A 25,721-nucleotide genomic window follows, 5' to 3' on the forward strand; every position below is an offset into this window, starting at 1 on the left:
CGCCGGTACCGCCGACCGGCGGTGCGCAGCCGATGGCTCGGCGGGCTCAACGGGGGTGCCGGCGGCCGGAGCGGCCCACCAGTCGAATCGCTGCCCCTGGCCGGGGCTGCTCGTCTGCTGCTGTGGCACTGATGCTCCTGGACGGCCGGATGTTCTGACCCGAACCATGATGGCGGCCCTAGGACAACGCCTCTGACCATCGCAGATACGTTCACTCGATGAGGTGATCGATCATCCGACAGACACTCATCGGACTACTGCTGCGTCCCGGTGATTCCGTGTCGGAAGGCGTAGGCGACCGCCTGAGCCCGGTCCCGTACCGCGGTCTTGGCGAACAGATTGTTGATGTGGGTCTTCACGGTGGCCTGGCTGACGAACAGCCGTTGGGCGATCTCCGCGTTGGACAGCCCCTGGGCGATCAGCGCCAGCACCTCGGCCTCCCGGACGGTCAGCCCGTCGGGCAGCTCCCCCGGGCGGCCGACCGGCGGCCCGGCGGCCGGCCCGGAGCCGCCGGGCTGCTCCGAAAGCCTTTCCAGCAACCGGAGTTGGATCTGCGGGGAGAGTCCGGCGGCGCCCGAGCGGACGTCCGCGATGGCCCGGGCGATCTCCTCACCGCCGGCGTCCTTGGTGAGGTAGCCGCGCGCCCCGGCCTGGAGCGCCGGGAACAGCGATTCGTCGTCGGCGTAGGTGGTGAGCACCACCACCTCGGTCTCCGGGTGCGCCGTGCGGATCCGCCTCGTCGCCTCGACGCCGTCGCAGCGCGGCATCCGCAGATCCATCAGCACCACGTCCGGGTGATGGCGCTCCACCAGGGCGACGGCCTCCTCCCCGTCCCCCGCCGCACCGACCACCTCGATACCGGGCAGCAGCCCCAGCAGCATCACGATGCCCTCGCGCACCACCGTCTGATCGTCCGCGACCAGCACCCTGATCGCCGGTTCCGTCATGCCGGCACCCGCAGCAGCACGCGCCACCCTCCGTCCTCCGGGCCCGCCAGCAGCGTGCCGCCGAGCAGTTCCGCGCGTTCGCGCATCCCCAGCAGACCGTACCCGCTGCCGCTGGCCGCCAGCTCCCCCGACGCCGGCTCGGCCGCGGACGGGCCGCGCGGCGGCCGGGTGTTGCGCACCTCCAGCTCCACCACGCCGTCCAGGTAGCGCAGTTCGACGGCGCAGCGGGCGCCGGACGCGTGCTTGCGGACGTTGGTCACCGCCTCCTGCGCGGTGCGCCGCACCGCGAGGGCGGCCTCGGCGGCGAGCGGCCGGGGCGTGCCAGTGACGGTGAGGGCGGCCCGCTCCCGTCCGGTCAGCTCCACCAGGAACTCCCCGACCGGGGTGAACTCCCCGCGCAGCGCGGACAGTGCCTGCCGGGTCTCGGCCAGCCCGTCCTGCGCCATCCGCCGGGCGGCGACGACCCGTTCGCGGACCTGCTCGCGGTCCGTCCCGGCGTCCAGCATCAGCCGCGCCGCCTCCAGGTGGACGAGCTGCGCGGAGAGGCTGTGGGCGAGCACGTCGTGGATCTCCCGGGCGATCCTGGCCCGTTCGGCGAGCGCCGCGCTCTCCGCCTCGGCGGCCCGGGCGGCCCGCTCCTGGGCGAGCAGCAGGCGGGCGGTGCCGCGGGCCTCGATGTCCAGCCGCAGCAGGAAGCCGACCAGGACGGACCCTCCGATGGTGGCGGCGATGCTGAGCCAGCTCGCCGGGGAGGCCGCCGTGTACGAGCCCAGCGCGACCGCCGCGGCGCACAGCGCGGGCGCGGGCGGCAACCGGATCAGGGCCGTCACGGCCAGCCCGATCCAGAGGAAATCGGCCAGCGTGTAGGCCAGCCCCTGGTTGGCGAGCCAGCCCGCGCCGACCAGGCCTGCGGCCAGCAGGTACGAGGCCGCCGGGCGCTGCTCCCGGGAGGCCCGCAGGTACCCCGCGCTGAGAGCGAAGGCCGCGGCCAGCCCGGCCGCCGCGGCGGCCGCGGCCCAGCCGGTGTACCGGCCCCCGGAGAAGGTCCCCCAGCCGACGACGACCACCAGGACGGTCCGGCCGAACACGGTGAGGACCCGCCGCGGCTGGCTCTCGTCCTCCCGGCCGATCCCTTCCCGGGACGGCCAGCGGGTCCAGTACCACCCGGCCACGGGGGCCTCCTCGATGCTCACGGCGGCGGGTCAGCGCAGTCCGGCGGCGGTCCGCGCGGGCTCCAGCGTGCGGGCCCTCCAGTTCACCACGACGGAGCGGACCAGCAGCAGGACCGCCATGCCCAGCAGCAGCGTGCTGCCCGCCTGGTGGACGTGCAGGGCCGAGCCGACCGCGTACAGGCCGATCCGGATGGCGATCATCCCGCACCAGGCGGCCACGGTGGCCTTGGTGCCCTTGACCAGGACGCCGCCGTCGGGGGCCCGCCAGATCCGTACGGTCCAGCCCCAGACCGTGCCCATCGCGAGCACGGCGACGAGGCCGGCGACCAGCAGCGTGGCGGAGACCGCGGTGTGCTGGTGGTCGACGAGCTGCGGGTCGCGCAGCGCGAGCGCGCCCAGGACCAGCGGCAGCAGCCAGAACCGGCGCTCGGTGTCCAGCCGCTGGACGCGCATCTGGCGCTGGACCACCAGGACCACCACCGCGATGACCACGAGGATGTTGGCGATGGAACTCATCGGATTCTCCGTCCCGAGGAGAGGCTTCTTGCTGACCTCTCCGACGCTACGGATCCGCCGCTTCCCGCTGATCGGAGCCGGGGTGGAGCACGGGTGGAACCGGCGGCGCGAGGGCCCTCCACCCGTGGGTGGAGGGCCCTCGCGTCCGGCCGGGATCAGGCGTCGATGCGGGAGCGGTCCAGGGTGGCCGCCGAATCCACGATGAACTCCTTGCGCGGGGCGACGTCGTTGCCCATCAGCAGGTCGAAGATCCGCTCGGCCTGCTCCAGGTCGCCCAGGTTGATCCGGCGCAGCGTGCGGTGGCGCGGGTCCATGGTGGTCTCGGCCAGCTGGTCGGCGTCCATCTCGCCGAGGCCCTTGTAGCGCTGCACCGGCTCCTTCCAGCGCTGGTTCTTGCGCTGGAACTCCAGCAGCGTGGAGCGCAGTTCGGCGTCGGAGTAGGTGTAGTGGTACTTCTCCTGGCCGCGCTTGGGGCTGGTGAGCTCGATCCGGTGCAGCGGCGGCACGGCGGCGAAGACCCGGCCCTGCTCGACCATCGGCCGCATGTAGCGGTGGAACAGGGTGAGCAGCAGGGTGCGGATGTGCGAGCCGTCGACGTCGGCGTCGGCCATGAAGATGACCCGGCCGTAGCGGGCCTGGTCGATGTCGAAGGTGCGGCCGGAGCCGGCCCCTATCACCTGGATGATCGCGGCGCACTCGGCGTTCTTGAGCATGTCGCTCACGGACGCCTTCTGCACGTTGAGGATCTTGCCGCGGATCGGCAGCAGCGCCTGGAACTCGGAGTTGCGGGCGAGCTTGGCGGTGCCGAGCGCGGAGTCCCCCTCGACGATGAACAGTTCGCTGCGGTCGACGTCGTCGCTGCGGCAGTCGGCCAGCTTGGCGGGCAGCGAGCTGGTCTCCAGCGCGGTCTTGCGGCGCTGGGCCTCCTTGTGCTGCCGGGCGGCGACCCGGGTGCGGGCGGCCGCGACGACCTTGTCCAGCACGGCCCGGGCCTGGAGCTTCTGGTCCTTCTTGGCCGAGGTGAGGAAGGCCTTGAGCTCCTTGGCGACGACGGCGGCGACGATCCGGTTGGCCGCCGAGGTGCCGAGCACCTCCTTGGTCTGGCCCTCGAACTGCGGCTCGGCGAGCCGGACGGTGACGACGGCGGTGAGGCCCTCGGTGGCGTCGTCCTTGGTGATGTCGTCCTCGGCGACGCGCAGCAGCTTGCTCGCGCGCAGCGCCTCGTTGACCGTCTTGGCCAGCGAACGCTCGAAGCCGGTGATGTGGGTGCCGCCCTTGGGGGTGGCGATGATGTTGACGAAGGAGCGCAGGGTGGTGTCGTAGCCGGCGCCCCAGCGCAGCGCGATGTCCACGCCGAGGTGGCGGGTGACCTCGGTGGGGGTCATGTGGCCGAGGTCGTCCAGGACCGGCACGGTCTCCTTGAAGGTGCCCTCGCCGCGCAGCCGCAGCACGTCGCAGACCGGCTTGTCGGGGGCCAGGAACTCGCAGAACTCGGCGATGCCGCCGTCGTAGCGGAAGACCGTCTCGTCGATCTGCTCGCTCTCGGTGAGCCGCTCGTCACGCACCACGATGGTCAGGCCGGGGACCAGGAAGGCGGTCTGCCGGGCGCGGCTGTGCAGCGTCTCCAGGGAGAGCTTGGCGTCCTTGAGGAAGATCTGCCGGTCGGCCCAGTAGCGGATCCGGGTGCCGGTGCGGGTCTTCGGCACCTTGCGGGTCCTGGTCAGGCCGTTGCCGGCCTCGAAGGGCGCGTCCGGGCTGGTCTCGGTGAAGATGCCGGGGGTGCCGCGGCGGAAGCTGATCGCGTGGGTGTGCCCGCTGCGGTCGACCTCGACGTCGAGGCGGGCGGAGAGCGCGTTGACGACCGAGGCGCCGACGCCGTGCAGGCCGCCGGAGGCCGCGTAGGAGCCGCCGCCGAACTTGCCGCCGGCGTGCAGCTTGGTCATCACGACCTCGACGCCGGACAGCCCGGTCTTGGGCTCGACGTCGACCGGGATGCCGCGCCCGTTGTCCCGGACCTCGACCGAGGAGTCAGGGTGCAGCACGACGTCGATGCGGTCGCAGTAGCCGCCGAGCGCCTCGTCGACGGAGTTGTCGATGATCTCCCAGAGGCAGTGCATCAGACCGCGGCTGTCGGTCGAGCCGATGTACATGCCGGGGCGCTTGCGGACCGCCTCCAGGCCCTCCAGGACGAGCAGGTGCCGCGCGGTGTAGTTGGAACCGTCGTCGCCGGCCAGCAGCGCGGACGGCACGGTCGTTTCGGCACTCACGCGGCACTCTCCTCGGTGAAGATCTGTCTCATCGGTCACATCCGGACGCATCCGGACCAAACGCCAGTGCAGCACGCCGCACCGACACCCGTCGCCCTGCGTGCCCGAACCCGTGCGCCGGGTGCACAGCACGACGGACCGGCCCCGCGCAGCTTGTACGCGCTGCGCGAACAAGCACCGCACCCGGGTGTGGGCCCCGGGGGCGCCATCTCCTCCCGGTACCACCGGTCCTGGCGGATCGTGGGGCCCGGCGCAGGCTCCGGAACTGCCGTTATGCAGGCTACCGGGGCCCGGGACGGGGCTTATGCTCCAACCCGGCAGAGGATTATGCTACGCGGACCTCGCACCCGATCCCGATCGGGCGTTCGAGCGAAGGGCGGATCCCGGAATCCGGCACGCATGAACCACCGGCGCCCGGGGCACGTCCTCATCAACACAGCAGAATCCTCAGAGAAGAAAAGCCACGAGCGGGAACGTTTTCGGCCTGGTTGGATGTTGACCCTGGTACGACAGCTCGTCGAGCTAGAGAAGAGGCGACGTGACTACTGTTCTGACCCCTGCGAGCCCGCTCACCGCGGCTGACCGCTGCGACCGCTGCGGCGCCCAGGCCTACCTGCGCGTCGTACTCGCCAGCGGCGGAGAGCTGCTCTTCTGCGCCCACCACGGCCGGAAGTTCGAGCCCGAGCTCAAGAAGATCGCCGTGGAGATACAGGACGAGAGCGGCCGTCTCACCACCGCGACCACCGTGACGGCCACCGACGACGAGCGCTGATACAGGGCGCCACCAACAGCAGCCGGCCTCGAGCTGTGTCCGGTCGCGCACCACGCGCGACCGGTGAGCCGGGCGACGGACCCCTTCGGGGGCCGGTCGCCCGGCTCTGCTGTACCCCGGGCCGCCCTCCTGACCCCCGCCGTTGCCCCGGGCCGTGGCCCCGGCGGCGTCCGACGCGGCGTCAGAACCCGGTGCCGGCACGTGACCGGCCGCTCACCCGCCGCGACGTCCGCGGCACCGGAGGCGCCTCGCCCGCGGCTGCCCCGGACGTTCGCGGGCGTTCACCGGTGGTCGCGGGTGGTCGCGGGTGGTCACAGCACCGAGCGCACCGCGTCCGCGACCGAGGACACCCTGGTGTAGACGCCCGGGTGGGCCGCCTCGGCGCAGCCCGTCCCCCAGGAGACCAGGCCCACCAGCCGGCCGTCGACGATCATCGGGCCGCCGCTGTCGCCCTGGCAGGCGTCCTTGCCGCCCCTCTCCTCGCCCGCGCAGACCATGCCCCGGGCGTCGAACCTCCCATCCTGCCCGCCCGGATAGGCCTGCGCACAGACCTGGTCCGGCACGACCGGCACGGACACCCCGCGCAGCACGGGCGAGTAGTCGCCCCGCCCCGTGGTGTCACCCCAGCCGTACACCTGGGTCGTGGTCCCGGCCGCGTACGGTTCGGTCTCGCCCTGGCCGACCAGCTCGACCACCGGCAGGGCGCCCTGGGACTCGGCGAGGGTGAGCACCGCGACGTCGTTCATGTTGGCGGCGAAGGAGTAGTCGGGGTGGATCCAGACCGACCGCACCGCCACCTCCCGGCCGGACGTGCCGCGCATGTCGTCCCGGCCGACGATCACCTTCAGGCCCGGCCGGTCCACCCGACCCCTGGCCTCGTCGTAGAAGCAGTGCGCGGCCGTCACCACCTTGGTCGGGGTGACCAGCGCACCCCCGCAGAACTGGCCGGAACGGCCGCTGCCGAACTGCTGGCGGCTGGACAGCGCCACGATCCACGGGTGGTCCGCGGTGCTCACCGCGCTGCCGCCGACCACCCGGCGCTGCGCCTCGGCCGGCGCCGCGGTACCGAGGGCGACCAGCGGGACGGGAACGGCGGCGAGCAGCGCCAGCACGGCGGCCCTGCGGCGGCGGCCCGCCCGGTCGGCGGCCGGGTCGGCGGGGTCCGCCGGGAACGGGGCGGGCGTCGGCAGGTCTGTGCGGTCCGGCTCGGTCGGCACCGTGACTCCAGGAGGCTCGGAAGCGGGCAACCGGCACAGCGTAGGTGACCGGCTACACGGCGCGACCGCTTCCCGCCGCGCCGCCACCCGGACGAGGGACAACCACCACCCGTACGCTGACGCGCCCGGGCCCGGACAGCCGCGAAGGCCCGGAGCCGTGCGGCTCCGGGCCTTCGCGTGGAACGACTGCCGTCGATCAGTCCAGGTAGTCGCGCAGCACCTGGGAGCGCGACGGGTGGCGCAGCTTCGACATGGTCTTCGACTCGATCTGGCGGATGCGCTCACGGGTGACCCCGTACACCTTGCCGATCTCGTCCAGCGTCTTCGGCTGGCCGTCGGTCAGGCCGAAGCGCATCGAGACCACGCCCGCCTCGCGCTCGGACAGGGTGTCCAGCACCGAGTGCAGCTGCTCCTGGAGCAGGGTGAAGGAGACCGCGTCGGCCGGGACGACCGCCTCGGAGTCCTCGATCAGGTCACCGAACTCGCTGTCGCCGTCCTCGCCCAGCGGGGTGTGCAGCGAGATCGGCTCACGACCGTACTTCTGGACCTCGATGACCTTCTCGGGGGTCATGTCGAGTTCCTTGGCCAGCTCCTCCGGGGTGGGCTCGCGGCCCAGGTCCTGGAGCATCTGGCGCTGGACGCGGGCCAGCTTGTTGATGACCTCGACCATGTGCACCGGGATGCGGATGGTGCGGGCCTGGTCGGCCATGGCGCGGGTGATCGCCTGGCGGATCCACCAGGTGGCGTAGGTCGAGAACTTGTAGCCCTTGGTGTAGTCGAACTTCTCGACCGCACGGATCAGACCGAGGTTGCCCTCCTGGATCAGGTCCAGGAAGAGCATGCCGCGACCGGTGTAGCGCTTGGCCAGCGAGACCACGAGGCGGAGGTTGGCCTCCAGCAGGTGGTTCTTGGCCCGGCGGCCGTCCTCGGCGATGATCTCCAGCTCGCGCTTGAGCTTCGGGGCGAGCTTGTCGGCGGCCGAGAGCTTGTCCTCGGCGAACAGGCCGGCCTCGATGCGCTTGGCGAGCTCGACCTCCTGCTCGGCGTTGAGCAGCGGGACCTTGCCGATCTGCTTCAGGTAGTCCTTGACCGGGTCGGCGGTGGCACCGGCGACGGCGACCTGCTGGGCCGGCGCGTCGTCCTCGTCGTCGTCGGAGAGGACGAAGCCCTCCGACTCCTCCTCCGGAGCGGTGCCCTCGGCCTCGGTCTTGTCGCCGGGCAGCGCGACGTCCTCGAGCAGCTCCTCCTCGCCGAGCAGCTCCTCGTCGCCCTTGGCGGTCTTGCCGGCGGCGGTCTTCTTGGCAGCGGTCTTCTTGGCCGGCGCGGCGGTCTTCTTGGCCGCGGCCTTCTTGGCCGGCGCGGCCTTCTTCGCGGGAGCCGCCTTCAGCTCGGAGCCGACCGCGGTCCTCCCCTCGGCGGTGATCTCGGCGGAGACGGTGGGAGCCGGGGCCGTGGCGGCCGCGACGGCCGGAGCCGCGACGGGAGCGCCGGGGGCGATCCGCACGGGCGGCTTGGTCGGGGCCGACGAGGCGGCCGGGGTCCGGGTGGTGACAGCCTTGGTGGCGGTGCGCTTGGTGGGGCTCTTGGCAGCAACGCTCTTGCGCTTGGCGCCGGCCGGTTCGGCCGCGCTGACCATGAGGTCCACCCCCTCCTCAATCAGCACCTGGTTGAGGCTGCGCATGACGTTCTTCCACTTGGTGACCGGGATCTGGTCCGCCTCGAACGCCTGGCGCACGTCGTCACCGGCGATCTGCCCCTGGGCCTTGCCCCGCTCGATGAGCGCCAGCAGAGCCGCGGACTCGGCGATCTCGGGGGGAAGCGAACGGGATGTGCTGGCCGACACGAACAACCTCTCGGACGATGAGTGGATCTCGAACCCGTACCGGCCGCCCGAGCGGGCGGGGAAGGAGATCGCGCGTCGGACGCGCGGTGTCGATTCCGACCGACTCGGGCTTGAGGACTGGGTTTGCAGGACGGCAGCAGCGCCGCGGACCAACACAGCATTCTGACATGTTGGAGTATTCCGGAGCTGCTTCCGCTCAGGACACATCGCTGCTACTCGTCAAGTGTTACGCATGGCCTTCGTGTCGCGGGTCACACCGACCCGGCGCCCGCAACTCGGGGCCGCTTCCATCATCGCGCACTCGCGAGGTGAACTGTTGTCATGGACAAGCCGCGAAATGGGCTCACCTTTCGCCGGCCTGCTCTCCCGGGCCCGGCGACCCCTCCCGGGCGCGGCCGGCTCGCCCGGCTTCTCCCCGGCTCCCCGGCTCCCCCGGCTCCGGCTTCCCCCGGCTTCCCCGTCCTTCTCCCGCCCCCGGCGTTCCCCACGTTCTCCCGGCTCCGGTCGACCCGAGGGTGACGGCATGCGGAGGCCCCCCGGCTGCGCCGCACGATGCGACCGGAGGGCCCTGGCGGAGCGGACCGCCGCCAGCCGGCGCCTCCGCTCGTGGAAACAGCCCGTTCAGTGCTCCCTGGGCGCGGGGACGGACGGCTCGACCTCGGGATGGACGGTGAGCAGCGCCCGCATCGCGACCTCGCCCGCGGTGCCGTCGCCGGCGCCCAGCGCGTCCACCAGCCGGGCGTGCAGGCCGACCGAGGACTCGGAGGGCCGCTCGCAGGAGATCGCCGGGCCGCCCGAGACCTGCAGCGCGCAGGCGACGATCCCGGACAGGTGCTCCAGCATCCGGTTGCCGGCCATCTGGAGGATCAGGCCGTGCAGCTCGGCGTCGGCCCGGGTGTACGTGGAGAGGTCGGCCTGGGAGGCGGCGTGGCCCATGATCTCGACCAGCTCGGCCAGGCGCTGCTGGACGTCCTCCCGGCCGTGGCCGGCGGCGAGCCGGGCGGCCAGCGGCTCGATCGCCCAGCGGAGCTCGAACAGCTCCCGGCGCTGCTCGTCCCGCTGCGGACCGAAGGCGCGCCACTCGATGATGTCCGGGTCCAGCAGGTTCCAGTCGCCGACCGGACGGACCCGGGTGCCGACGTTCGGCCGGGCGCTGACCAGGCCCTTGGCCTCCAGCACGCGCAGCGACTCGCGGACGACGGTCCGGGAGACCTCGAACCGCTGGCCGATCTCCTCGGGCACCAGCGGGCGGTCGGCACCGAGATCGCCGGAGACGATCATCTGGCCGAGCTGCTGGACCAGCTGGCCGTGCAGACCGCGGCCGCGGCTGCTGGTGGTCTTGCGGCCGACCCGGCCGATGTCGGACTCGGCGCCCTCCCAGCGGGGCGCCGGCGGGGTCGGCCGGTCGGCGTACGAGAAGCGATCCAGGTCGCCGGGACCGTGGATGGGCCCATCGGCGGAACGGGCGGGGGTCATGGTGGGGTGCGCAAGGGTACTCACGCCTCCTTTGTCGGCGATCCGCAGGCGTGGCTTGAGAATTCTCGTGAAAAGCACACGAAAGGGTGATCGACCGTGACTGGATAATTGACTTCTTATCAGGAAGAACCGCGCATTACGGTCACTGCTGGTCGATCTTGGTAGCCACGGGCAGGGCCGCACCCCGGGGGCTTCCGCAGGACCGGACAGGGCCGCCCACGGGTGCGGCGCCGCGTGGGAGTCCCTGCGCGATGCGCAGCCACGGGCCTACAGGGCGCGGCGGCGGGCCTGGACCAGCAGGGCGGCGAGCAGCAGGAGCCCCGCGGGGGCCGCGACCGCGGCGAGCAGCGCCGGATCGGTCAGCGCCGCGCTCCCGGCCACCGCCTCGTGCGCACCGCCGTACACCCAGCCGTAGGCCCACTCGATCCCGGACTGGAACGGCAGCAGCTCGGCCGCCCGGGTCGGCCACGGCCTGCCGGTGTGACGCAGCAGCAGGGCGACGCCGGACTCCAGCAGCGGCGGCAGCGCGCACAGCAACAGCACCCCGGCCGCGGCGCTGCGGGTCAGCGAGGCCGTCAGCACCCCGGTCCAGGCCGCCACCACGGTGAGCAGGACGAAGGCCAGCAGGGCGGCGGGCACCCCGTGACCGGCCGTCAGGCCGAGCGGGGAGAACACGCCCGGCAGGTCGGACAGCCCGGACAGCCCGGCGCCGGTCACCGCCGCGGACACCCGGTCCGACAGCGCGGCCGGGTCCGCCCAGGCCGCCACGGTGACGCCGTCCGGCAGCGCGAGGTGCACGGCCAGCGTGTCGAGCAGCAGGGTGGCCAGCGCCAACAGGGCCGCCACCGGCCCGATCACCAGCAGCTTGGCCAGCAGCAGTCGCACCCGGCGCGGGTACGACACCTGCGAGGCCGGCAGCCCCGGGTGGCGCACCTCGTGCCCGTACGAGAGCGCGCCCAGCACCCCGGCGCCGAGCGCCGCGAAGGGCAGCGGGACCAACGGGACGGCGGCGGTCAGCAGCCGCACCCCGGCCGGGGCGGCCAGTGGACCGTCCGGGGACTGGTCCGCCAGGACGGCGGCCACGACGGCGTCGCCGAGCAGCACGGCGGCGAGCAGCAGCCAGGTGGAACGCAGGCCGCGCAGGCGGCGCAGCTCGTAGGCCAGGACACGCACGGTTCACTCGCTCCGGTGGTCGTCGGGGGTGGCGGGGGCAGGGGCTGCGGGGATGGCGGGGGCCGTGGGGGCGGCGGGGGGCTGGGCGGTGGAGACCCGGACGACGCTCGTGCCCGAGACGGGGCGACGGAGGCGGACGGTGTCGTCGGTGAGCAGGTCGTCGGCGCTCACCCGGCGGCCCGGCGGCCGGACCCGGGCGGACGGCTGCGGCAGGGCCGGGGCCGGGTCGTCGCGGAAGAGCCGGTCGACGGCGACGGTGGGCGCGGGGGCGGGCTTGGCGGGGGCGTCGGACCCGGCCTCCGCGGTCGGCTCCGGCCGACGGCCGACGGGCCCGGGGCGGCGGCCCGCCGAACCGAGGACGGGGAGCGCGGCGGCGATTGCCACGGCGGGCAGGGCGCGGGTGGGCAGGGAGCCGTCCTCCCGGCGGCGGGGGGCGTTGCGCTTCGGGGCGGTGGCGGCACGGGGGACGGGGGCGGAGGCTTCGGGGACGGAGGCTTCGGGGGCGGAGACGGTGGCCGGTTCGGCCGGAGTCGTCACGGCTCCGACCGGGGTGGGCTCGGCGGCCGGTTCGGGGATCCGCTCCGCGGCCGACTGCGGGCCTGACTCTGACTTCGGTTCCAGGTTCGGTGCCGGGTCCGGTTCCGGGTTCGGTTGCTCGGCCGGCTCCGGGCTCGGCCCCGCCCCGGGTTCCGGGTGGAGGCGGAGGTGGCCGGAGCGGCCCGAGCCGGCCGGCAGGACGACCCGCGGCGCCGGCTGCTCGACCACCCGGTCCGCCAACTCGTGCAACAGGATCCCGTGGCGGTAGGCGAGTTCGCCGATCTCGGTGCGGTCGATGCCGGCCACCGCGAGGCCCACGCTGCCGTCCCGTCGGACGTCCGCGCCCTGGCTGACCAGCAGGTCCGCCAGCCGCGCCATCTGCGGCCCCCGGACGGCCACTTCGGGGCTGAGCCTGGTCCGCCGGAACTCCGCGACCGGCTGGTCGGCCACCAGTCGACCGCGGTCCAGGGTGACCACCCGGTCCGCGAGCTGCGAGGCCTCCTGCGGCGTGCGGGTGGTCACCAGGACCGTTCCGCCGGCGGCCCCGAAGGAGCGCAGGAAGGAGTGGAACCACTCGACGTTGCGCGGTGACAGACCGTCGGCGGGCCCGTCCAGCAGCAGCGCGCCGGGGTCGCCGAGCAGGGCGGCGGCCAGGGCCAGGCGGCGGTGCATGCCGGGCGAGAAGGTGCGCAGCCGCTGCCCGGCGACGGCGGCCAGCCGGGTCTGCTCCAGCAGTTCGTCGGCCCGCCGGGCCGGGACGCCGACGGCCGCGGCGAGCATCCGCAGGTGGCTGCGCGCCTTGCGGCCCGGATGTCCGGCCACCGCGGCCTCCCCGGTGCCGGGCAGCAGCACCCCCACCTCGCGCTCGGGGTGGCGCAGCCGACGGTAGCGGCGGCCGTCGAAGAGCGTGACACCCTGGCCGCGTTCGAGTTCGAGCATCAGCCGCAGGGCGGTGGACTTGCCCGCCCCCTCGGCGCCGAGCAGCGCGGTCACCGTGCCGGGCCGGGCATCGAAGGTCAGGTCGAGCACTGCGGGCGGAGCGCCCTTGCGGTAGACCTTGGTCAGTCCGGTGATCTGGATCATCGCTGGCTGCTCCCGTGCCCTCGGCCGAGCTGTTCGACGCGGAGCACCCCTGACGGGCGGGCATGCACCCGCGCGGCTCCGCGCCAGCACATTAGGGGGCGGCGACGGCTATTCCGGGCATTACGGGAACGGCACGGGCCCGCCGGCTGCCCACCTCACCCGATCAGGGGACAATCCGATCCTGCGATTCACGGTCGACCGGTCCGTTCCGGGTCCCGGCGGAGTCGGTTGCTTCGGTGACTTCGGCAGCTCCGGTGGCCTCGGTGGTGCCGGTGGTGTCGGCAGCTTCGGTGGTGCCGGACGGGCGGGGCTCCGTGTCCGATGAGGGGTGCGGCTCCTACCGGGAAGGCCAGGGCGGTGGCGGGAGCTGCTCACCGCCGCACTCCGCGTGGAAGTCGTCGACGGCGGCCTGGCCCTCGACCCCGATCTCGCCCAACCGCTCCCGCTCGGCGGCCAGCCGTTCCTCGACGGCGGCGATCGACTCGGGCGCCGCGTGCTCGGCCTGCAGCTCGGCCAGTTCCTTCTCCGTTGCGGTGGTGGTCCTGTCCAGGCTCCGGTAGTCCGCCGCCAGCCCCTCGATGAGGATTCGCTGGTTGGCGCAGTCCTTGATGGCCATCGCGGGACTCCCTGGGCCGGAGGCCTCCGGCCCGGGCGGTCGGAGCGTCCACCGACACTCTGCGCCGACGCCCCCGGGTCCGCAGCCAGACCAGGCCATTCGGCTACCCGATGCCGCGCAACGGCGGGTCGGTACCGGGTCCGGGCGGACCTGGCGCAGGGCTTGGCGGAGGGCTGGGGACAGGACCGGGCACAGGGCCCGCGGGGGTCAGGACTCCGGGCGGAGCATGGGCGGGTTGAGGACGGTCGCACCGCCGGCGGTGAACAGCTGGGCCGGGCGACCGCCCTGACGGGTCGTCGTGCCGCCCGAGGGCAGCAGGAAGCCGGGGGTACCGGTGACCTTGCGGTGGAAGTTCCGCGGGTCCAGCACCACGCCCCAGACCGCCTCGTAGACCCGGCGCAGCTCACCGACGGTGAACTCGGCCGGGCAGAAAGCGGTGGCGAGGGAGGAGTACTCGATCTTGGAGCGGGCGCGTTCCACACCGTCGGCGAGGATCAGGCCGTGGTCGAAGGCGAGCGGGACGCCGTCGGCCGGGTTCTCCCCGAGGAGTTCGCCGACCGGGGCCCAGCGGGCGCCGCTGGCGTCGCCGCCGGCCCGGGGCGTCGGCAGGTCGGGGGCGAGCACCAGGTAGGCGACGCTGACCACGCGCATCCGGGGATCGCGCTGCGGGTGGCCGTAGGTGGCGAGCTGCTCGAGGTGGGCGCCGGCCGCACCGGGGCCGACCGCGTCCTGGCCGGGGGCGGTGTGGGCGCGCAGGCCGGTCTCCTCGGCCAGCTCACGGGAGGCGGCCTCGGCCAGGCCCTCGTCCGGGCGGACGAAGCCGCCGGGCAGCGCCCAGTACCCCTGGAACGGCGGCTCGCCTCGTCTGACCAGCAGGGCGCAGAGCGAGTGGTCGCGCACCGTCAGCACCACGAGGTCAACCGTGACAGCGAACGGGGGGAAGGCCGACGGATCGTAGCGCGACATGGCGACGATCATAGTCGTCTCTCTGACGATAAGCACAGGCCCGTGCGTGGCCGCTCCTGGCCGGTGGCCCCCGCCCGGCCCGGCGCGGTTCGTGTACGGGCCGGGCGGGGCCGGGAGCGGACGGGACCGGTGCCGGTGACCCGGTGTCACCGACACCGGGCCCGGACGGGCGGTGGCGGGCGGCGGCGGGCTCAGCGGGCGACGAGTTGCAGGTCCTCGGACGCCTCCTCCACCATCGCCACGCCGATCCGGCTCACCCGGACGGAGAAGGGCTCGCCCGCCACCCGCAGACCGGTCAGTTCCAGCTCGCCGAGCGGTGCGGTGCTGGCCGGGCGGACCAGCACCCGGCCGCCCGGGACGTCGGGCCGGACCCCGGCGAGGGCGAACACCGCGTGCACGGCACCGGCCGCGGAGACCGCCGCCGGGCGGCAGGCGGCCGGGTGCGGCACCGGCGGGCAGCCGGGGGTGCGCTGCTCCCCCGCGTACATCTCCGGCAGGCGCCCCTCGAAGTGGGCGCTCGCGGCGAGCAGGCCCTCCAGCAGGGTGCCGGCCTCGTTCTCGTGACCGGCCTCGGCCAGTCCGGCGACCGCCAGCGCCGTCTCATGGACCCGCACCGCACCGCCGCGGTGGCCCAGCGGGTTGAAGCGGAGGGACTTGGCGCTCAGGGTGCGCAGGCCCCAGCCGCTGTCCAGCTCCGGCGCGACCAGGCGCTGGGCGAGCAGCCGGGTCTGCTCGCGGTCCAGCAGGCTCTCGTTCCGGCCACCGTCGACGGCGAGCCCGGTGTCCAGCAGGTGCACCAGGGAGGAGGCGACGGCGGGCAGCGGCTGGCCGCCCGGCGCCAGCCCGGCCGCGGGGCGGCCGCCGGAGAGGTCGTCGACCCAGAACCGCTCGCGGAAGCGCCGGCGCAGCCCGGCGGCCCAGCCGCGCCAGTCCTCGGCGTCCGGTCGACCGAAGGCCTCCAGCAGCTCGGCCCCGTGCAGGGCGGCGCGGTGGGCCTGCGCCTGGACCTCGGCGCGGGCGGCGACCGGGTGGGCGGAGCGCTCCTCTGCCGGGCGACTCAGGTCGGTGACGAAGCCGTCGACCAGACCCTCCCGCAGGGCGGCCAGGGCCCGCTCGGCGGTCGGCAGCAGCTCGGCGACCTCCGCCGGGGGCAGGCCCCAGCGCCAGGCCTCGGCCAGCACGGTGACGAACAGCAGGGTGGCCTCGGTGGCCGTGCAGGTGGGTGGCAGCTCGGGACCGCCGTGGCGCAGGGCGCCGGGCAGCAGGCCCTCGGTGCGGCCCGGGGCGGGGGCGAGCTGCTGGCGGCGGGCCAGCGCCCGGAGGGTGCCGGCCGCCAGCCGGGTGCCGAGCGGCAGGGTCAGCCGGGCGGCCCAGAGCGCGTCGGCCGGGGCGAGGCCGAAGCGCCAGGGCGCTCCGGAGGCCGGGTAGAGGTCGGTCGGGCGGTCCGGGTCGGCGAACAGCAGCCCGCCGAGGGCGTCCAGCGAGCGGGAGACCAGTGGGGCGGCCCGGGTGTCGTCGCTGCGGACCTCCGGCTCGGACCAGGGCAGTGGTGCGCCGGTGCCGCGGCCGCCCGGCGGGCGCGGGCCGCCGGCGGCGGTCTCCAGCTCGGTGTGCAGCTCGACCGACCAGCGGGCGCCCGGCTGGACCTCCAGGTCCCAGCGGAGCACGCCGGCGCCGGCCAGGACGGCGTGCGGGGAGGGCTGGGCGCTGACGACGGCGCTGTGCACCGGGCCCGTCCAGCGCAGTCCGGCGGACTGCACCTGCCCCGGCAGGTCGGGCTGGCGGTGCCCGGCCGCGATCTCGGCGACCGGGCCGAGGTCGGTGCCGAGGGCTATCTCCAGTGGCAGCCGGGCGGGCCGGGGACCGGTGTTGCGCACGACCACGGTCTCCACGCCGTCCGCGTGCCGCAGCCGCTCGACGGTGAGTGCCGGATCCGGGTCGAGGTCGCCGGGGATGCGGACGGCGCCGAGGAAGCGGGCCTGGGCGGTGCTGGTCAGGGTGCCCTGGAGCGGCAGCGGCTCCATGCCGCCCAGCCGCAGCTCCATCCGGGCGAGCACCCGGACGCCGTTGCGGTAGAAGCCGTGCAGGCCGTGGCCGCGCAGCTGGCCGTCGGGGCCGGAGGCGGCCATCGCCGGGGCGTTGACGCAGATCACCGCATGGTGGACGGCGGGCGGCTGCGGCCGCGGCGGGGCCGCGGCTCGGCCCGGGCCGAGCGGTGCGCCCGCGGGCCCGGCTGCCGGGGCCTGGTCGTGGCGGCCCACCGGCCTGGGCGGCGCGCCGACCACGCTCTCGGCCGGCATGGCCTGTGGTGGCCTCATGGCGGTCACCGGACTCTCCTCCCCTCGGCGGTCCGGTGGCCGGGTCAGGCCGGTGGGCCGCGAGCATGCTCGATCGCGTGCTGATGATGCCGGGCCGGCGGGGCCGTCCCGTCGGCGGGTGTGCCGTTTCTGGCCGTACCCGGTGACGGGTCGTGCCATGCGGTGCTCGGTACCGGGCCGGTACCGGCGCGCCGCGCCTTCGTTCCCGGGGCCCCTCGCCGTGGCCCGGCACGCCGTCAGGTCCGGCGGCCCGGTCGGCCGGTGACGCCCTTCCCCCGCGGCCCGCACCCGCCGTGACGCTCGGCCCCCTGGTGGCCACCGGTCATGGTGCCGCACGCGGCCGCCGACGGCTGCCGGTGTCCGGGCGCTCGGGTCCGCACCGCCCGGTGATCGGCCCGCCCGAACCGGGCGGAGACCCCCGGAGTGAACGCCGCGCACCGCCACCAGGTCACGCCCCGCCGCTGCGCCGCTGGTCGGGACGGTTCTGCCAGGCGGCCGTACAGCTTCTGTCGGAACGTCACCGGGGCCTCCGCGCGGGCGCGTCACCGTCCGCGATCCGGGGCCGGCACTCGTCTTGCGGGCCTCCGTCGGGCCCGCTCGGGGCGGTCGTCGGCCGGGGTCGGCCGACCGGTCGGACGGACGGGGCGGTCGAACCGGTGCTCGACCGCCGCCAGGATACGGTGCGGGGGTCGCGGCCCCCGCACCCGGTGACCCCGTGAACCGCGACGCCATCGCTGTGACCAGCAGAGACCGAGGAGTTGCATGTCCACCATCAGCCGGCTGCCCGGGATTGTCACGACCGACCACGTGTTCCAGCTGCCGCTCGACCACGCCGCCCCGCAGGGCGAGCAGATCGAGGTGTACGCCCGCGAGGTGGTCGCCGCAGGCCGCGAGCGGGCCGACCTGCCCTGGCTGGTCTACCTCCAGGGCGGGCCGGGCGGCAAGGCCGCCCGGCCGCTCGGCCGGGACTCCTGGCTGGAGCGCGCCCTGGACGACTACCGGGTGCTCCTGCTCGACCAGCGCGGCACCGGGCGGTCCACCCCCGCGACCCGGCAGACCCTCGCCCGGCGCGGTGGTCCGCAGGAGCAGGCGGACTACCTGGCCCACTTCCGCGCGGACTCGATCGTCCGGGACGCCGAGCTGATCCGCGAGCGGCTGCTCGGCGCCGACCGGCGCTGGAGCGTGCTGGGCCAGAGCTTCGGCGGCTTCTGCACCCTCACCTACCTCTCCATCGCCCCCGAGGGCCTGACCGAGGCCTTCATCACTGGTGGCCTCTCCGGCCTCGGCAGCTCGGCCGACGACGTCTACCGCGCCGCCTACCCGCGGGTGGTCGGCAAGAACGAGGGCCACTACGCCCGGTTCCCGCAGGACGTCCAGGCGGTGCGCCGGATCGCGGCCCACCTCGCCGACTCCCCCGCGACCCTGCCGGACGGCGGGCTGCTCACCGTCGAGGCGTTCCAGGCGCTCGGCATGCTGCTCGGCGGCGGCAACGGCTCCGGCACGCTGCACTACCTGTTGGAGGAGGCCTGGGTGGAGGGCGCGGCCGGGGCCGAGCTCTCCGATACCTTCCTGGCCGGCGCCCAGGCCCAGCTCTCCTTCGCGGGCGGCCCGCTCTACGCGGTGCTGCACGAGTCGATCTACGGCCAGCGGTCGGTGGACCAGGGCGGCACCGCCTGGGCGGCCGAGCGGGTCCGCAAGGAGTTCCCGCAGTTCGACGCCCGGGCCGCGCTGGAGTCCGACGCGCCGGTGCTGTTCACCGGGGAGATGATCTACCCCTGGATGTTCGACACCGACCCGGCGCTGCGCCCGCTGAAGGAGACCGCGGACCTGCTCGCCGCCCGCACCGACTGGCCCGACCTGTACGACCGGGTGCGACTGGCCACCAACACCGTGCCGGTCGTGGCGGCCGTGTACCACGACGACATGTACGTGGACACCGCCGACTCGGTGGAGACCGCCCGCGCGGTGCGCGGCCTGCGGACCTGGATCACCAACGAGTGGGAGCACGACGGCCTTCGGATGAGCGGCGGCACGGTGCTGGACCGCCTGATCAAGATGGCGCACGGCGAGGCGTAGCGACCCTCGGGCCGGCGCCGCGGCGCGGAGCGGCTCAGTGCGCACGGTGGCCTCCTCCCGCCGCCCGCCGGACGCCCCGGCAGCGGTGGTGGCCGGTCCGGGCGGCGGGCACGCAGGCCGCCGCCCGGCCGAGCCGCAGGCCCCGGGCGAACCGCTCCCCGGCCACCCTGGCGTGCCCGGGCGCCACGGCCCGTCCGGGCGCCGACAGCAGGGCGACCGCCCCGGCACCACCGCCGTCCGGCTCCGGGCCTCCCGAGCCGTCCGGGGCGCCCTGACCCGGATCCGTCGGTACCGACGCCGTGGACGAGCCCTTCCGGCGACCGCCACGCCGGTGCCGCCGCGCGCCGGCCGACCGCCCGTACCGCTCACCTGAGGGCTCGTCGGCGCCCGGGGCGGCGGGCCCGGGACCCGCGTCGTCGCGGAGGGGCGCCCCCTGGGCGGGCGGCGGCACCTCGGCGTTCGGCGCTCCGCCCGCCGGAGGCCGCGGTTCCTCGCCCGGGACCGTGGCGACCCCGGGCTCCTCGCGCCGCCGGCGCTGAGCCTCGACGGCGGCCAGCAGCCCCTGGGGCGTCATGCCGTCGTTGAGCGACTCGTAGAGCAGCTCGGCCAGCAGGTAGCCCGGGGCGAGCCGCAGGACGTGCCCGAGCACGACCCGGGCCGTCGCCGTGTCCCCGGCGACCCAGGACGTCCAGGCCAGCAGGGTGAGCGGGGCCACCGCACAGCCCTCGTACGGCGGCACGGCCCGCCGGGCGAGGAAGCGCCAGAGCCGCTCGGCCGGGGCCAGTTCGTCGGGCCTGGCGTACTCGACGCCGCGGTCCCGCACCAGGCGGTCCCGCAGGGCGAGCAGCAGCTGGGCCGTCCGGTCCGCGTCGAGTTCCCTGGCTCCGGCCCGGAACTCGGCGAAGGCCTGGTCGAGCAGGGCGAGGCGCTGCTCCCTGGCGAGGGCGTCCACGGCCTCGGCCCGGGCGAGCGCCTCGCGCTGGGCGGCGTCCGCCGGCGGACCGACCGGGTCCAGCCCGCCGATGATGGCCTTGCGGCTGCCGCGCGGCACCAGGCCGGCCACCGTCGCGGCGGCGGCCGCCGGACCGGGCTCCGGGCTGCGCCGCACCGGATTGCCCGCCGCGTCGCAGCACCCGTCGCCGCGGCAGAGGAAGGACCACCAGCGGCCGTCCGAGACGCACAGCGCCTCCTTGACGGCCACGCCCCGGCGCCCGAAGGCCGCCCGGAGGGCCTCCGCCAGCGGCCGCAGCCCGTCCACCACCGGCGGGGCGTGGGCCGTACCGCGGTCCTGGCAGAGGTAGAGGAGCACCTGGAGCGGCCGGGCGCCGTGCCGCTCGGAGAGCGCGACCAGCAGGGCGGCCGTCTCCTCCGCCGCGGCCGGCCACTGCGCGGGCGACCGCGGCAGGTCCGCCCGGATCACCCCGCCCTGGTGCAGGCCGGGGCCGTGGAGCCCCACCGCGACGATGCTGTCGTCGGGGTAGAAGCCCAGGAAGTACGGAAGCAGCTCGGCCATGTCGGCCGGGCCGCGCATGACGACCTGCCGGTGGTCGGAGGCCGGTCCGAGGGACAGAATGACGTGTTCGTTGTTCATCGCGTTCATGGCCGCAAGAGTGGACGCAATCCGCGAACGATGTCGGAACCGACTTTTTTCCTGTGGATAACTCCGCCCCCGAATTTTCCCTCACTCATTCGGAGCAGGCGACACTCCCTCCCGCGAGTGGATTTTGACCGCCGTTCAGCGGATCAGCGGATGAAATGCACCCCGCCTTCCCCCGTCTCCGCTCCCCGGCATTCGTCGCTTGTCGGCGGTACGGGGTTACATGGACGCCATGCAGCAGCCCGACATCCACACCACCGCCACCGCCGACCGCGCCGAGGTCCGGGCGCGGGCCGAGGCCGTCCTGCGCGAGCTCGCCGGCCCCGGAGCCACCCTGCGCGAGGACCAGTGGACGGCCATCGAGGCCCTCGTGGTCGACCACCGCCGCGCCCTGGTCGTCCAGCGCACCGGCTGGGGGAAGTCCGCCGTCTACTTCATCGCCACCGCCCTGCTCCGGGCCCGCGGCGCCGGGCCGACGGTGATCGTCTCACCGCTGCTCGCCCTGATGCGCAACCAGGTCGAGTCGGCCGGCCGGGCCGGCATCCAGGCCCGCACGATCAACTCGGCCAACACCGACGAGTGGACCGCGATCCAGGAGGAGGTCGCCGACGGGAAGGTCGACATCCTGCTGGTCAGCCCCGAGCGGCTGAACAACCCGGACTTCCGCGACCAGGTGCTGCCCGAGCTCGCCGCCTCCACCGGCCTGCTCGTGGTCGACGAGGCCCACTGCATCTCGGACTGGGGGCACGACTTCCGCCCCGACTACCGCCGGCTGCGCACCATGCTCGCGGACCTGCCGCCCGGCGTCCCGGTGCTGGCCACCACCGCCACCGCCAACGCCCGGGTCACCGCGGACGTCGCCGAGCAGCTCGGCACCGGCACCACCGACGAGCACGCCCTGGTGCTGCGCGGGCCGCTCGACCGGGAGAGCCTCACCCTGGGCGTGCTCTCCCTGCCCGACCCGGCGCACCGCCTCGCCTGGCTGGCCGACCACCTCGACCGGCTCCCCGGCTCGGGCATCGTCTACACCCTGACGGTGGCCGCCGCCGAGGAGGTGACGGCCTTCCTGCGCGAACGCGGCTTCCCGGTGGCCTCCTACTCCGGCCGCACCGAGGACGCCGAGCGCCGCACCGCCGAGGCCGACCTGCTGGCCAACCGGGTCAAGGCGCTGGTCGCCACCTCCGCGCTCGGCATGGGCTTCGACAAGCCCGACCTCGGCTTCGTAGTGCACCTCGGCTCGCCCAGCTCGCCGATCGCCTACTACCAGCAGGTCGGCCGGGCCGGGCGCGGAGTGGACCGGGCCGAGGTACTGCTGCTGCCCGGGCGCGAGGACGAGGCGATCTGGCGCTACTTCGCCTCGCTGGCCTTCCCCCCGGAGGATCAGGTGCGCCGCACCATCGACGCGCTGGCCGAGGCCGGCCGGCCGCTCTCCACCGCCGCCCTGGAGCCCCGGGTGGACCTGCGCCGGGCCCGGCTGGAGACCATGCTCAAGGTGCTCGACGTGGACGGCGCCGTCCGCCGGGTCAAGGGCGGCTGGACGGCCACCGGCCAGAGCTGGGAGTACGACACCGCCCGCTACGCCAAGGTCGCTGCCTCCCGGGAGGCGGAGCAGCGGGCGATGCGCGACTATGCGGCGGGCACCGGCTGCCGGATGGAGTTCCTGCGCCGCCAGCTGGACGACGAGGAGGCCGCGCCGTGCGGCCGGTGCGACAACTGCGCGGGGCCGCTGCACACCCCGGACGTCTCCGCCGAGGCGCTGGCCGCCGCCCGGGCCGCGCTCGGCCGCCCGGGCGTGAGCTTCGAGCCCCGACGGCTCTGGCCGACCGGGATGGACGCGCTCGGGGTGCCGCTCAAGGGCCGGATCCCGGCGGGCGAGCAGGCGGAGACCGGCCGTGCGCTCGGCCGGCTGTCCGACATCGGCTGGGGCAACCGGCTGCGCACCCTGCTCGCCGAGCAGGCGCCGGACGTGCCGGTGCCCGGCGAGGCGGTGGACGCCCTGGTGGCGGTGCTCGCCGACTGGGCCCGCGGTCCGGGCGGTTGGGCCGGGCCCGCGACCACGGAGGGAGCCCGGCTGGACCGGCCGGTCGGCGTGGTGACGATGGCCTCCTCGGCCAGGCCCCGGTTGGTCGGCAGCCTGGGCACGCGGATCGCCGAGATCGGGCGGCTGCCGCTGCTCGGCCGGATCGAGTACGTCGGCGGGCTGCCCCCGCACGGCGCCCGCAGCAACAGCGCCCAGCGGCTGCACTCGCTGGCCGGCGCGCTGGTCCTGCCACCGGAGGTCGAGCAGGCGGTGGCGGCAGCCGGTGGGCCGGTGCTGCTGGTGGACGACCTCGTCGACTCGGGGTGGACGGTCACCGTGGCCGCCCGGCTGCTGCGCCGGGCGGGGGCGAGTGCGGTGCTGCCGCTGGTACTGGCCGTGCAGGGGTGACCCGACGCCGGAAAACCGGCGGAGGAGCCCTCTCGTTCACTCGAATGGCCCAACAGAAAGGATCAAGCGAAGCGATTTCGATCACACCCGTCGAACGGCCCGAGAAAGGAGTGGTCACCGTGCCGATGACGGCTCACCCTGCCCTCCGGGCGTTGTGGATCAAGGCTCGGCGGCACCTCCACGGCGTTCGGGCGACTGTGGAACATATCCGGCAGACCATGGGCTATCGGATGGCGTTCATCATTTCATCGTTGCCGCTCCGCCCCCGATGCCCCGAGAATTGGGGGTACCCGAAATCCGGTCCGCTGGACCCGCCCTTCGGCGTACCCAGGCACCCGCCTGCCCACGGGCCAGGAAGGAGGATCGTGATCAACGGTATCGGCCGAGGTCAGAATCCCTTCTCCGGGAGCCCGGAACCCAGACGGGTGCTGGACCTGGAGACCTGGACCGCCTCGGGGATCCCGTTGCTGCGCGACCCGCGCGAGTTCGTCGTGGAACTGCACCAGCGCCACCTGCCCCAGCCGGGCACCGTCGTGGTCGCCGTCCTGGACGCGCTCCACCACCTCGCCGCCTCGGCCTCGTTCACCCCCTGGCCGCACGACACCGACGGATGGCAGCACCGCAACGCGCTGCTGGCGAACCTGCGCCGGATCATCCCGCACGACCTGCGACTGCCCGAGCCGACCCGGACGGCCCTACTGCTGCGCTGCCGCGACGGCGCACCCGGCTGGACGGCGCAGGACGGCGCCTGGATGTGGGCGCTGCGGGACGCGTCCGCACTGCACGGACTGCGCTGCGGGGCGTACATCGGACTCACCCCGGCGGGCTGGCAGGTCCTCGGGGACGGTCGGGGCGGGCGCAAGCCGCACTCGGGCTCCTGGGCCGAGGGGCCGGTGCACACCGTGACGGAACTGCCGCCGCGTTCGGCGCTGGAGGCCCCGCGCGGCCAGCGGACCCGCCTGCTGGCGGCCGACCAGGCCAAGCGCGGCGAGGACACGGCGCGCTCCCCGCAGTCCGATCCCCCGTGGACCGCGACGCGGGCCGCGGCAGCCGAACCGACCCGCCGCACCGGCACGCGCTGAGTCCGCGGCAGCCCTCGGCCGTCAGGCCGTCAACACCGGCCTTCGGCAACGGCCGTCGGCAACGGCCGTCAGCCACCGGGGGCCGCGGAACGGACCTCGGGCCCGGCACCGTACGGCGGCGCCGGGCCCGAAGTGGACGGCTGTGGTCAGGCCTTGCCCGGGCGGCCCGGCGTGGTTCCGGCCGCGCCCCTCGCGGCCGGGCCGGCGTCGCCGCAGACCACCAGCAGCGCGGTCGCGTGGTCGAGCGCCCTGGCGTACGCCTCGGCGACCCGGGCGGACGGTCCGCCGTTGACCACCAGGACGACCACCTCGCGACGGACCGGACGGGTCAGCGCGGCGTCCGCGTAGAACACGTCCCCGCCCTCGGCGAGCTGCGCCCAGTAGCGCTCCTCACCGAAGGACAGCTCGTGCTGCTGCCAGGGGTGCGCTTCGCCGACCGTCAGCACCAGGATGTCGCCCGGGTTGCGGCCGGACTCCAGCAGCAGGTCGACCGCGTCGTCGGCGCGCTCCACCGCCTGTGCCGGGGTGGCGGCGATCCGCTGGACCTCCACCCGCGGTTCGGCGGGGGCCGGGCGGCGCGGTGCCGGCCCGGGCTTGGGGACCAGTTGCGGCGGGCCCGGACGGGCGGCGCGCGGCGGGGCCGGGCGCGGGGGCGCCGGACGGGGTCCGGGCACCGGAGCCGGGGCGACGACGGTGGTGGGTGCGGTGGCGGGGGCTTGTGCGTCCGACTCGCGGAGGAAGGGAACGCCGGGGCCCGGGAGGCTCTCGTGAATCTCCGGCTCCTCGGGGAAGACAGGCATACCCGGATATCTATCAAATGCCGGTCGGACGCGCACGGGCACCCCACCCCTTGGGCACCGGCCTCCTGCCGCCCCCTCCCGGGGCAATTCCAGACGGACCGTCAGAAACCGAGCGTCAACTGTTCGTCGGCGGACCCCTGGCCGTCGCCCGCACCCTCCCGAACGCGCTTGAGATGGCGCCACTTCGGCAGTCCGTCCATGTACGCCCAGGAGAGCCGGTGGTGCTCGGTGGGGCCGAACTCCTCCAGCGCGGCACGGTGCACCGGGGACGGGTAGCCGGCGTTGTCGGCGAAGCCGTAGTCCGGGCACCCCTCGCCCAGTTCGGCCATCAGGCCGTCGCGGTGGACCTTGGCGAGCACCGAGGCGGCGGAGACGCAGATACAGGACTGGTCGCCCTTGATCACCGTGCGCACCCGCCAGGGTCCACCGAGGTAGTCGTGCTTGCCGTCCAGAATCACCGCGTCGGGTTCGACCGGCAGCGCCTCCAGCGCGCGGACGGCGGCCAGGCGCAGCGCCGCCGTCATACCGAGCTCGTCGCACTCCTGCGGGGTGGCCTGCCCGAGCGCGTACGCGGTGACCCAGTCGGCGAGGACGGGTGCGAGCGCGCGACGGCGCAGCTCGGTGAGCAGCTTGGAGTCGGTCAGCCCTTCCGGCGCCTTGCGCAGACCGGTGACGGCCGCGCCCACGGTGACCGGCCCGGCCCAGGCGCCGCGCCCGACCTCGTCGAGACCGACGACGATCTTGGCGCCGGCCCGGCGGAGCGAGCGTTCGACGGAGTGCGTCGGGGGGACGATGGGCATGGCGTAATCCGTTCAGCGGGGGCAGCCTCCAGCCT

The 25,721-nt window shown here is 74.6% G+C and carries 19 protein-coding genes; 4 read left to right on the forward strand and 15 right to left on the reverse strand.

The window, feature by feature from the left end:
• Nucleotides 1-254 precede the first annotated feature (254 nt).
• From AMK13_RS35220 to AMK13_RS35235, 4 genes are all read right to left on the reverse strand, one after another.
• Nucleotides 255-947 (reverse strand): response regulator, encoded by a 693-nt coding sequence (locus tag AMK13_RS35220; RefSeq protein ID WP_049650785.1) that lies wholly within the window; start codon nucleotides 945-947, stop codon nucleotides 255-257.
• A complete protein-coding gene (locus AMK13_RS35225; RefSeq protein WP_074005707.1) occupies nucleotides 944-2,119 on the reverse strand; it encodes a sensor histidine kinase in 1,176 nt (391 codons plus the stop codon). Before AMK13_RS35225 ends, AMK13_RS35220 begins: the two co-directional genes overlap by 4 nt.
• Before the next feature lie 30 nt (nucleotides 2,120-2,149).
• Nucleotides 2,150-2,635: a CcdC protein domain-containing protein gene (locus AMK13_RS35230; RefSeq protein ID WP_049650786.1), complete on the reverse strand. Its 486-nt coding sequence runs from the start codon at nucleotides 2,633-2,635 to the stop codon at nucleotides 2,150-2,152.
• Nucleotides 2,636-2,790: 155 nt separating this feature from the next.
• Nucleotides 2,791-4,902: a DNA gyrase/topoisomerase IV subunit B gene (locus AMK13_RS35235; RefSeq protein WP_049650787.1), complete on the reverse strand. Its 2,112-nt coding sequence runs from the start codon at nucleotides 4,900-4,902 to the stop codon at nucleotides 2,791-2,793.
• A gap of 538 nt (nucleotides 4,903-5,440) precedes the next feature.
• Between AMK13_RS35235 and AMK13_RS35240 the strand changes: the two genes are divergently transcribed.
• A complete protein-coding gene (locus AMK13_RS35240) occupies nucleotides 5,441-5,674 on the forward strand; it encodes a DUF7455 domain-containing protein (protein ID WP_049650788.1) in 234 nt (77 codons plus the stop codon).
• A 311-nt stretch (nucleotides 5,675-5,985) separates the two neighbouring features.
• On the opposite strand, the gene AMK13_RS35245 is transcribed toward AMK13_RS35240, so the two are convergent.
• From AMK13_RS35245 to AMK13_RS35280, 8 genes are all read right to left on the reverse strand, one after another.
• A complete protein-coding gene (locus AMK13_RS35245) occupies nucleotides 5,986-6,786 on the reverse strand; it encodes a S1 family peptidase (protein WP_049650795.1) in 801 nt (266 codons plus the stop codon).
• A 301-nt stretch (nucleotides 6,787-7,087) separates the two neighbouring features.
• Nucleotides 7,088-8,740, reverse strand: a complete 1,653-nt coding sequence (locus AMK13_RS35250; protein ID WP_074005670.1) for an RNA polymerase sigma factor — start codon at nucleotides 8,738-8,740, stop codon at nucleotides 7,088-7,090.
• Between the two features lie 615 nt (nucleotides 8,741-9,355).
• Entirely contained in the window at nucleotides 9,356-10,288 is a 933-nt protein-coding gene (locus AMK13_RS35255) for a FadR/GntR family transcriptional regulator (RefSeq protein ID WP_074005671.1), read from the reverse strand.
• A 189-nt stretch (nucleotides 10,289-10,477) separates the two neighbouring features.
• Nucleotides 10,478-11,383, reverse strand: coding sequence for a hypothetical protein (locus AMK13_RS35260; protein WP_074005672.1), 906 nt, complete (start codon nucleotides 11,381-11,383; stop codon nucleotides 10,478-10,480).
• Nucleotides 11,384-11,386: 3 nt separating this feature from the next.
• Nucleotides 11,387-13,003: an ATP-binding cassette domain-containing protein gene (locus tag AMK13_RS35265; protein ID WP_074005673.1), complete on the reverse strand. Its 1,617-nt coding sequence runs from the start codon at nucleotides 13,001-13,003 to the stop codon at nucleotides 11,387-11,389.
• 337 nt (nucleotides 13,004-13,340) lie between these two features.
• On the reverse strand, nucleotides 13,341-13,619 hold the full coding sequence (locus tag AMK13_RS35270; RefSeq protein ID WP_074005674.1) for a hypothetical protein: 279 nt from the start codon (nucleotides 13,617-13,619) through the stop codon (nucleotides 13,341-13,343).
• 207 nt (nucleotides 13,620-13,826) lie between these two features.
• On the reverse strand, nucleotides 13,827-14,585 hold the full coding sequence (locus AMK13_RS35275; protein WP_074005708.1) for an NUDIX hydrolase: 759 nt from the start codon (nucleotides 14,583-14,585) through the stop codon (nucleotides 13,827-13,829).
• Between the two features lie 191 nt (nucleotides 14,586-14,776).
• Nucleotides 14,777-16,903, reverse strand: coding sequence for an amylo-alpha-1,6-glucosidase (locus AMK13_RS35280; protein ID WP_241853172.1), 2,127 nt, complete (start codon nucleotides 16,901-16,903; stop codon nucleotides 14,777-14,779).
• A gap of 762 nt (nucleotides 16,904-17,665) precedes the next feature.
• Here AMK13_RS35280 and AMK13_RS35285 point away from each other — a divergent pair.
• Entirely contained in the window at nucleotides 17,666-18,979 is a 1,314-nt protein-coding gene (locus AMK13_RS35285) for an alpha/beta fold hydrolase (protein WP_074005675.1), read from the forward strand.
• Nucleotides 18,980-19,013: 34 nt separating this feature from the next.
• On the opposite strand, the gene AMK13_RS35290 is transcribed toward AMK13_RS35285, so the two are convergent.
• Nucleotides 19,014-20,579 (reverse strand): DUF4192 domain-containing protein, encoded by a 1,566-nt coding sequence (locus AMK13_RS35290; protein WP_074005676.1) that lies wholly within the window; start codon nucleotides 20,577-20,579, stop codon nucleotides 19,014-19,016.
• Nucleotides 20,580-20,808: 229 nt separating this feature from the next.
• Here AMK13_RS35290 and AMK13_RS35295 point away from each other — a divergent pair, with 229 nt between their 5' ends.
• Nucleotides 20,809-23,004 carry a RecQ family ATP-dependent DNA helicase gene (locus AMK13_RS35295; protein ID WP_107418950.1) on the forward strand — a complete coding sequence of 732 codons (2,196 nt, stop codon included), beginning with the start codon at nucleotides 20,809-20,811 and terminating at the stop codon, nucleotides 23,002-23,004.
• Between the two features lie 362 nt (nucleotides 23,005-23,366).
• Nucleotides 23,367-24,086, forward strand: a complete 720-nt coding sequence (locus tag AMK13_RS35300) for a hypothetical protein (protein WP_380719014.1) — start codon at nucleotides 23,367-23,369, stop codon at nucleotides 24,084-24,086.
• Between the two features lie 146 nt (nucleotides 24,087-24,232).
• On the opposite strand, the gene AMK13_RS35305 is transcribed toward AMK13_RS35300, so the two are convergent.
• Together AMK13_RS35305 and AMK13_RS35310 are read right to left on the reverse strand one after the other, a co-directional pair.
• On the reverse strand, nucleotides 24,233-24,886 hold the full coding sequence (locus AMK13_RS35305) for a hypothetical protein (RefSeq protein ID WP_074005679.1): 654 nt from the start codon (nucleotides 24,884-24,886) through the stop codon (nucleotides 24,233-24,235).
• 101 nt (nucleotides 24,887-24,987) lie between these two features.
• Nucleotides 24,988-25,686, reverse strand: coding sequence for a ribonuclease HII (locus AMK13_RS35310; RefSeq protein ID WP_049653099.1), 699 nt, complete (start codon nucleotides 25,684-25,686; stop codon nucleotides 24,988-24,990).
• Between the last annotated feature and the right edge of the window lie 35 nt (nucleotides 25,687-25,721).

It is taken from the genome of Streptomyces sp. CB02056 (genome assembly GCF_001905545.1).
In the GTDB taxonomy this organism is placed as follows: Bacteria; Actinomycetota; Actinomycetes; order Streptomycetales; family Streptomycetaceae; genus Kitasatospora.

What these genes read in the sequence shown, in the direction of transcription:
- AMK13_RS35285 (WP_074005675.1), top strand. Translation starts at nt 17,666, where the DNA reads ATGTCCACCATCAGCCGGCTGCCCGGGATTGTCACGACCGACCACGTG.
- AMK13_RS35265 (WP_074005673.1), bottom strand. Translation starts at nt 13,003, where the DNA reads ATGATCCAGATCACCGGACTGACCAAGGTCTACCGCAAGGGCGCTCCG.
- AMK13_RS35275 (WP_074005708.1), bottom strand. Translation starts at nt 14,585, where the DNA reads ATGTCGCGCTACGATCCGTCGGCCTTCCCCCCGTTCGCTGTCACGGTT.
- AMK13_RS35305 (WP_074005679.1), bottom strand. Translation starts at nt 24,886, where the DNA reads ATGCCTGTCTTCCCCGAGGAGCCGGAGATTCACGAGAGCCTCCCGGGC.
- AMK13_RS35290 (WP_074005676.1), bottom strand. Translation starts at nt 20,579, where the DNA reads ATGAACGCGATGAACAACGAACACGTCATTCTGTCCCTCGGACCGGCC.
- AMK13_RS35280 (WP_241853172.1), bottom strand. Translation starts at nt 16,903, where the DNA reads ATGAGGCCACCACAGGCCATGCCGGCCGAGAGCGTGGTCGGCGCGCCG.
- AMK13_RS35310 (WP_049653099.1), bottom strand. Translation starts at nt 25,686, where the DNA reads ATGCCCATCGTCCCCCCGACGCACTCCGTCGAACGCTCGCTCCGCCGG.
- AMK13_RS35270 (WP_074005674.1), bottom strand. Translation starts at nt 13,619, where the DNA reads ATGGCCATCAAGGACTGCGCCAACCAGCGAATCCTCATCGAGGGGCTG.
- AMK13_RS35230 (WP_049650786.1), bottom strand. Translation starts at nt 2,635, where the DNA reads ATGAGTTCCATCGCCAACATCCTCGTGGTCATCGCGGTGGTGGTCCTG.
- AMK13_RS35295 (WP_107418950.1), top strand. Translation starts at nt 20,809, where the DNA reads ATGCAGCAGCCCGACATCCACACCACCGCCACCGCCGACCGCGCCGAG.
- AMK13_RS35220 (WP_049650785.1), bottom strand. Translation starts at nt 947, where the DNA reads ATGACGGAACCGGCGATCAGGGTGCTGGTCGCGGACGATCAGACGGTG.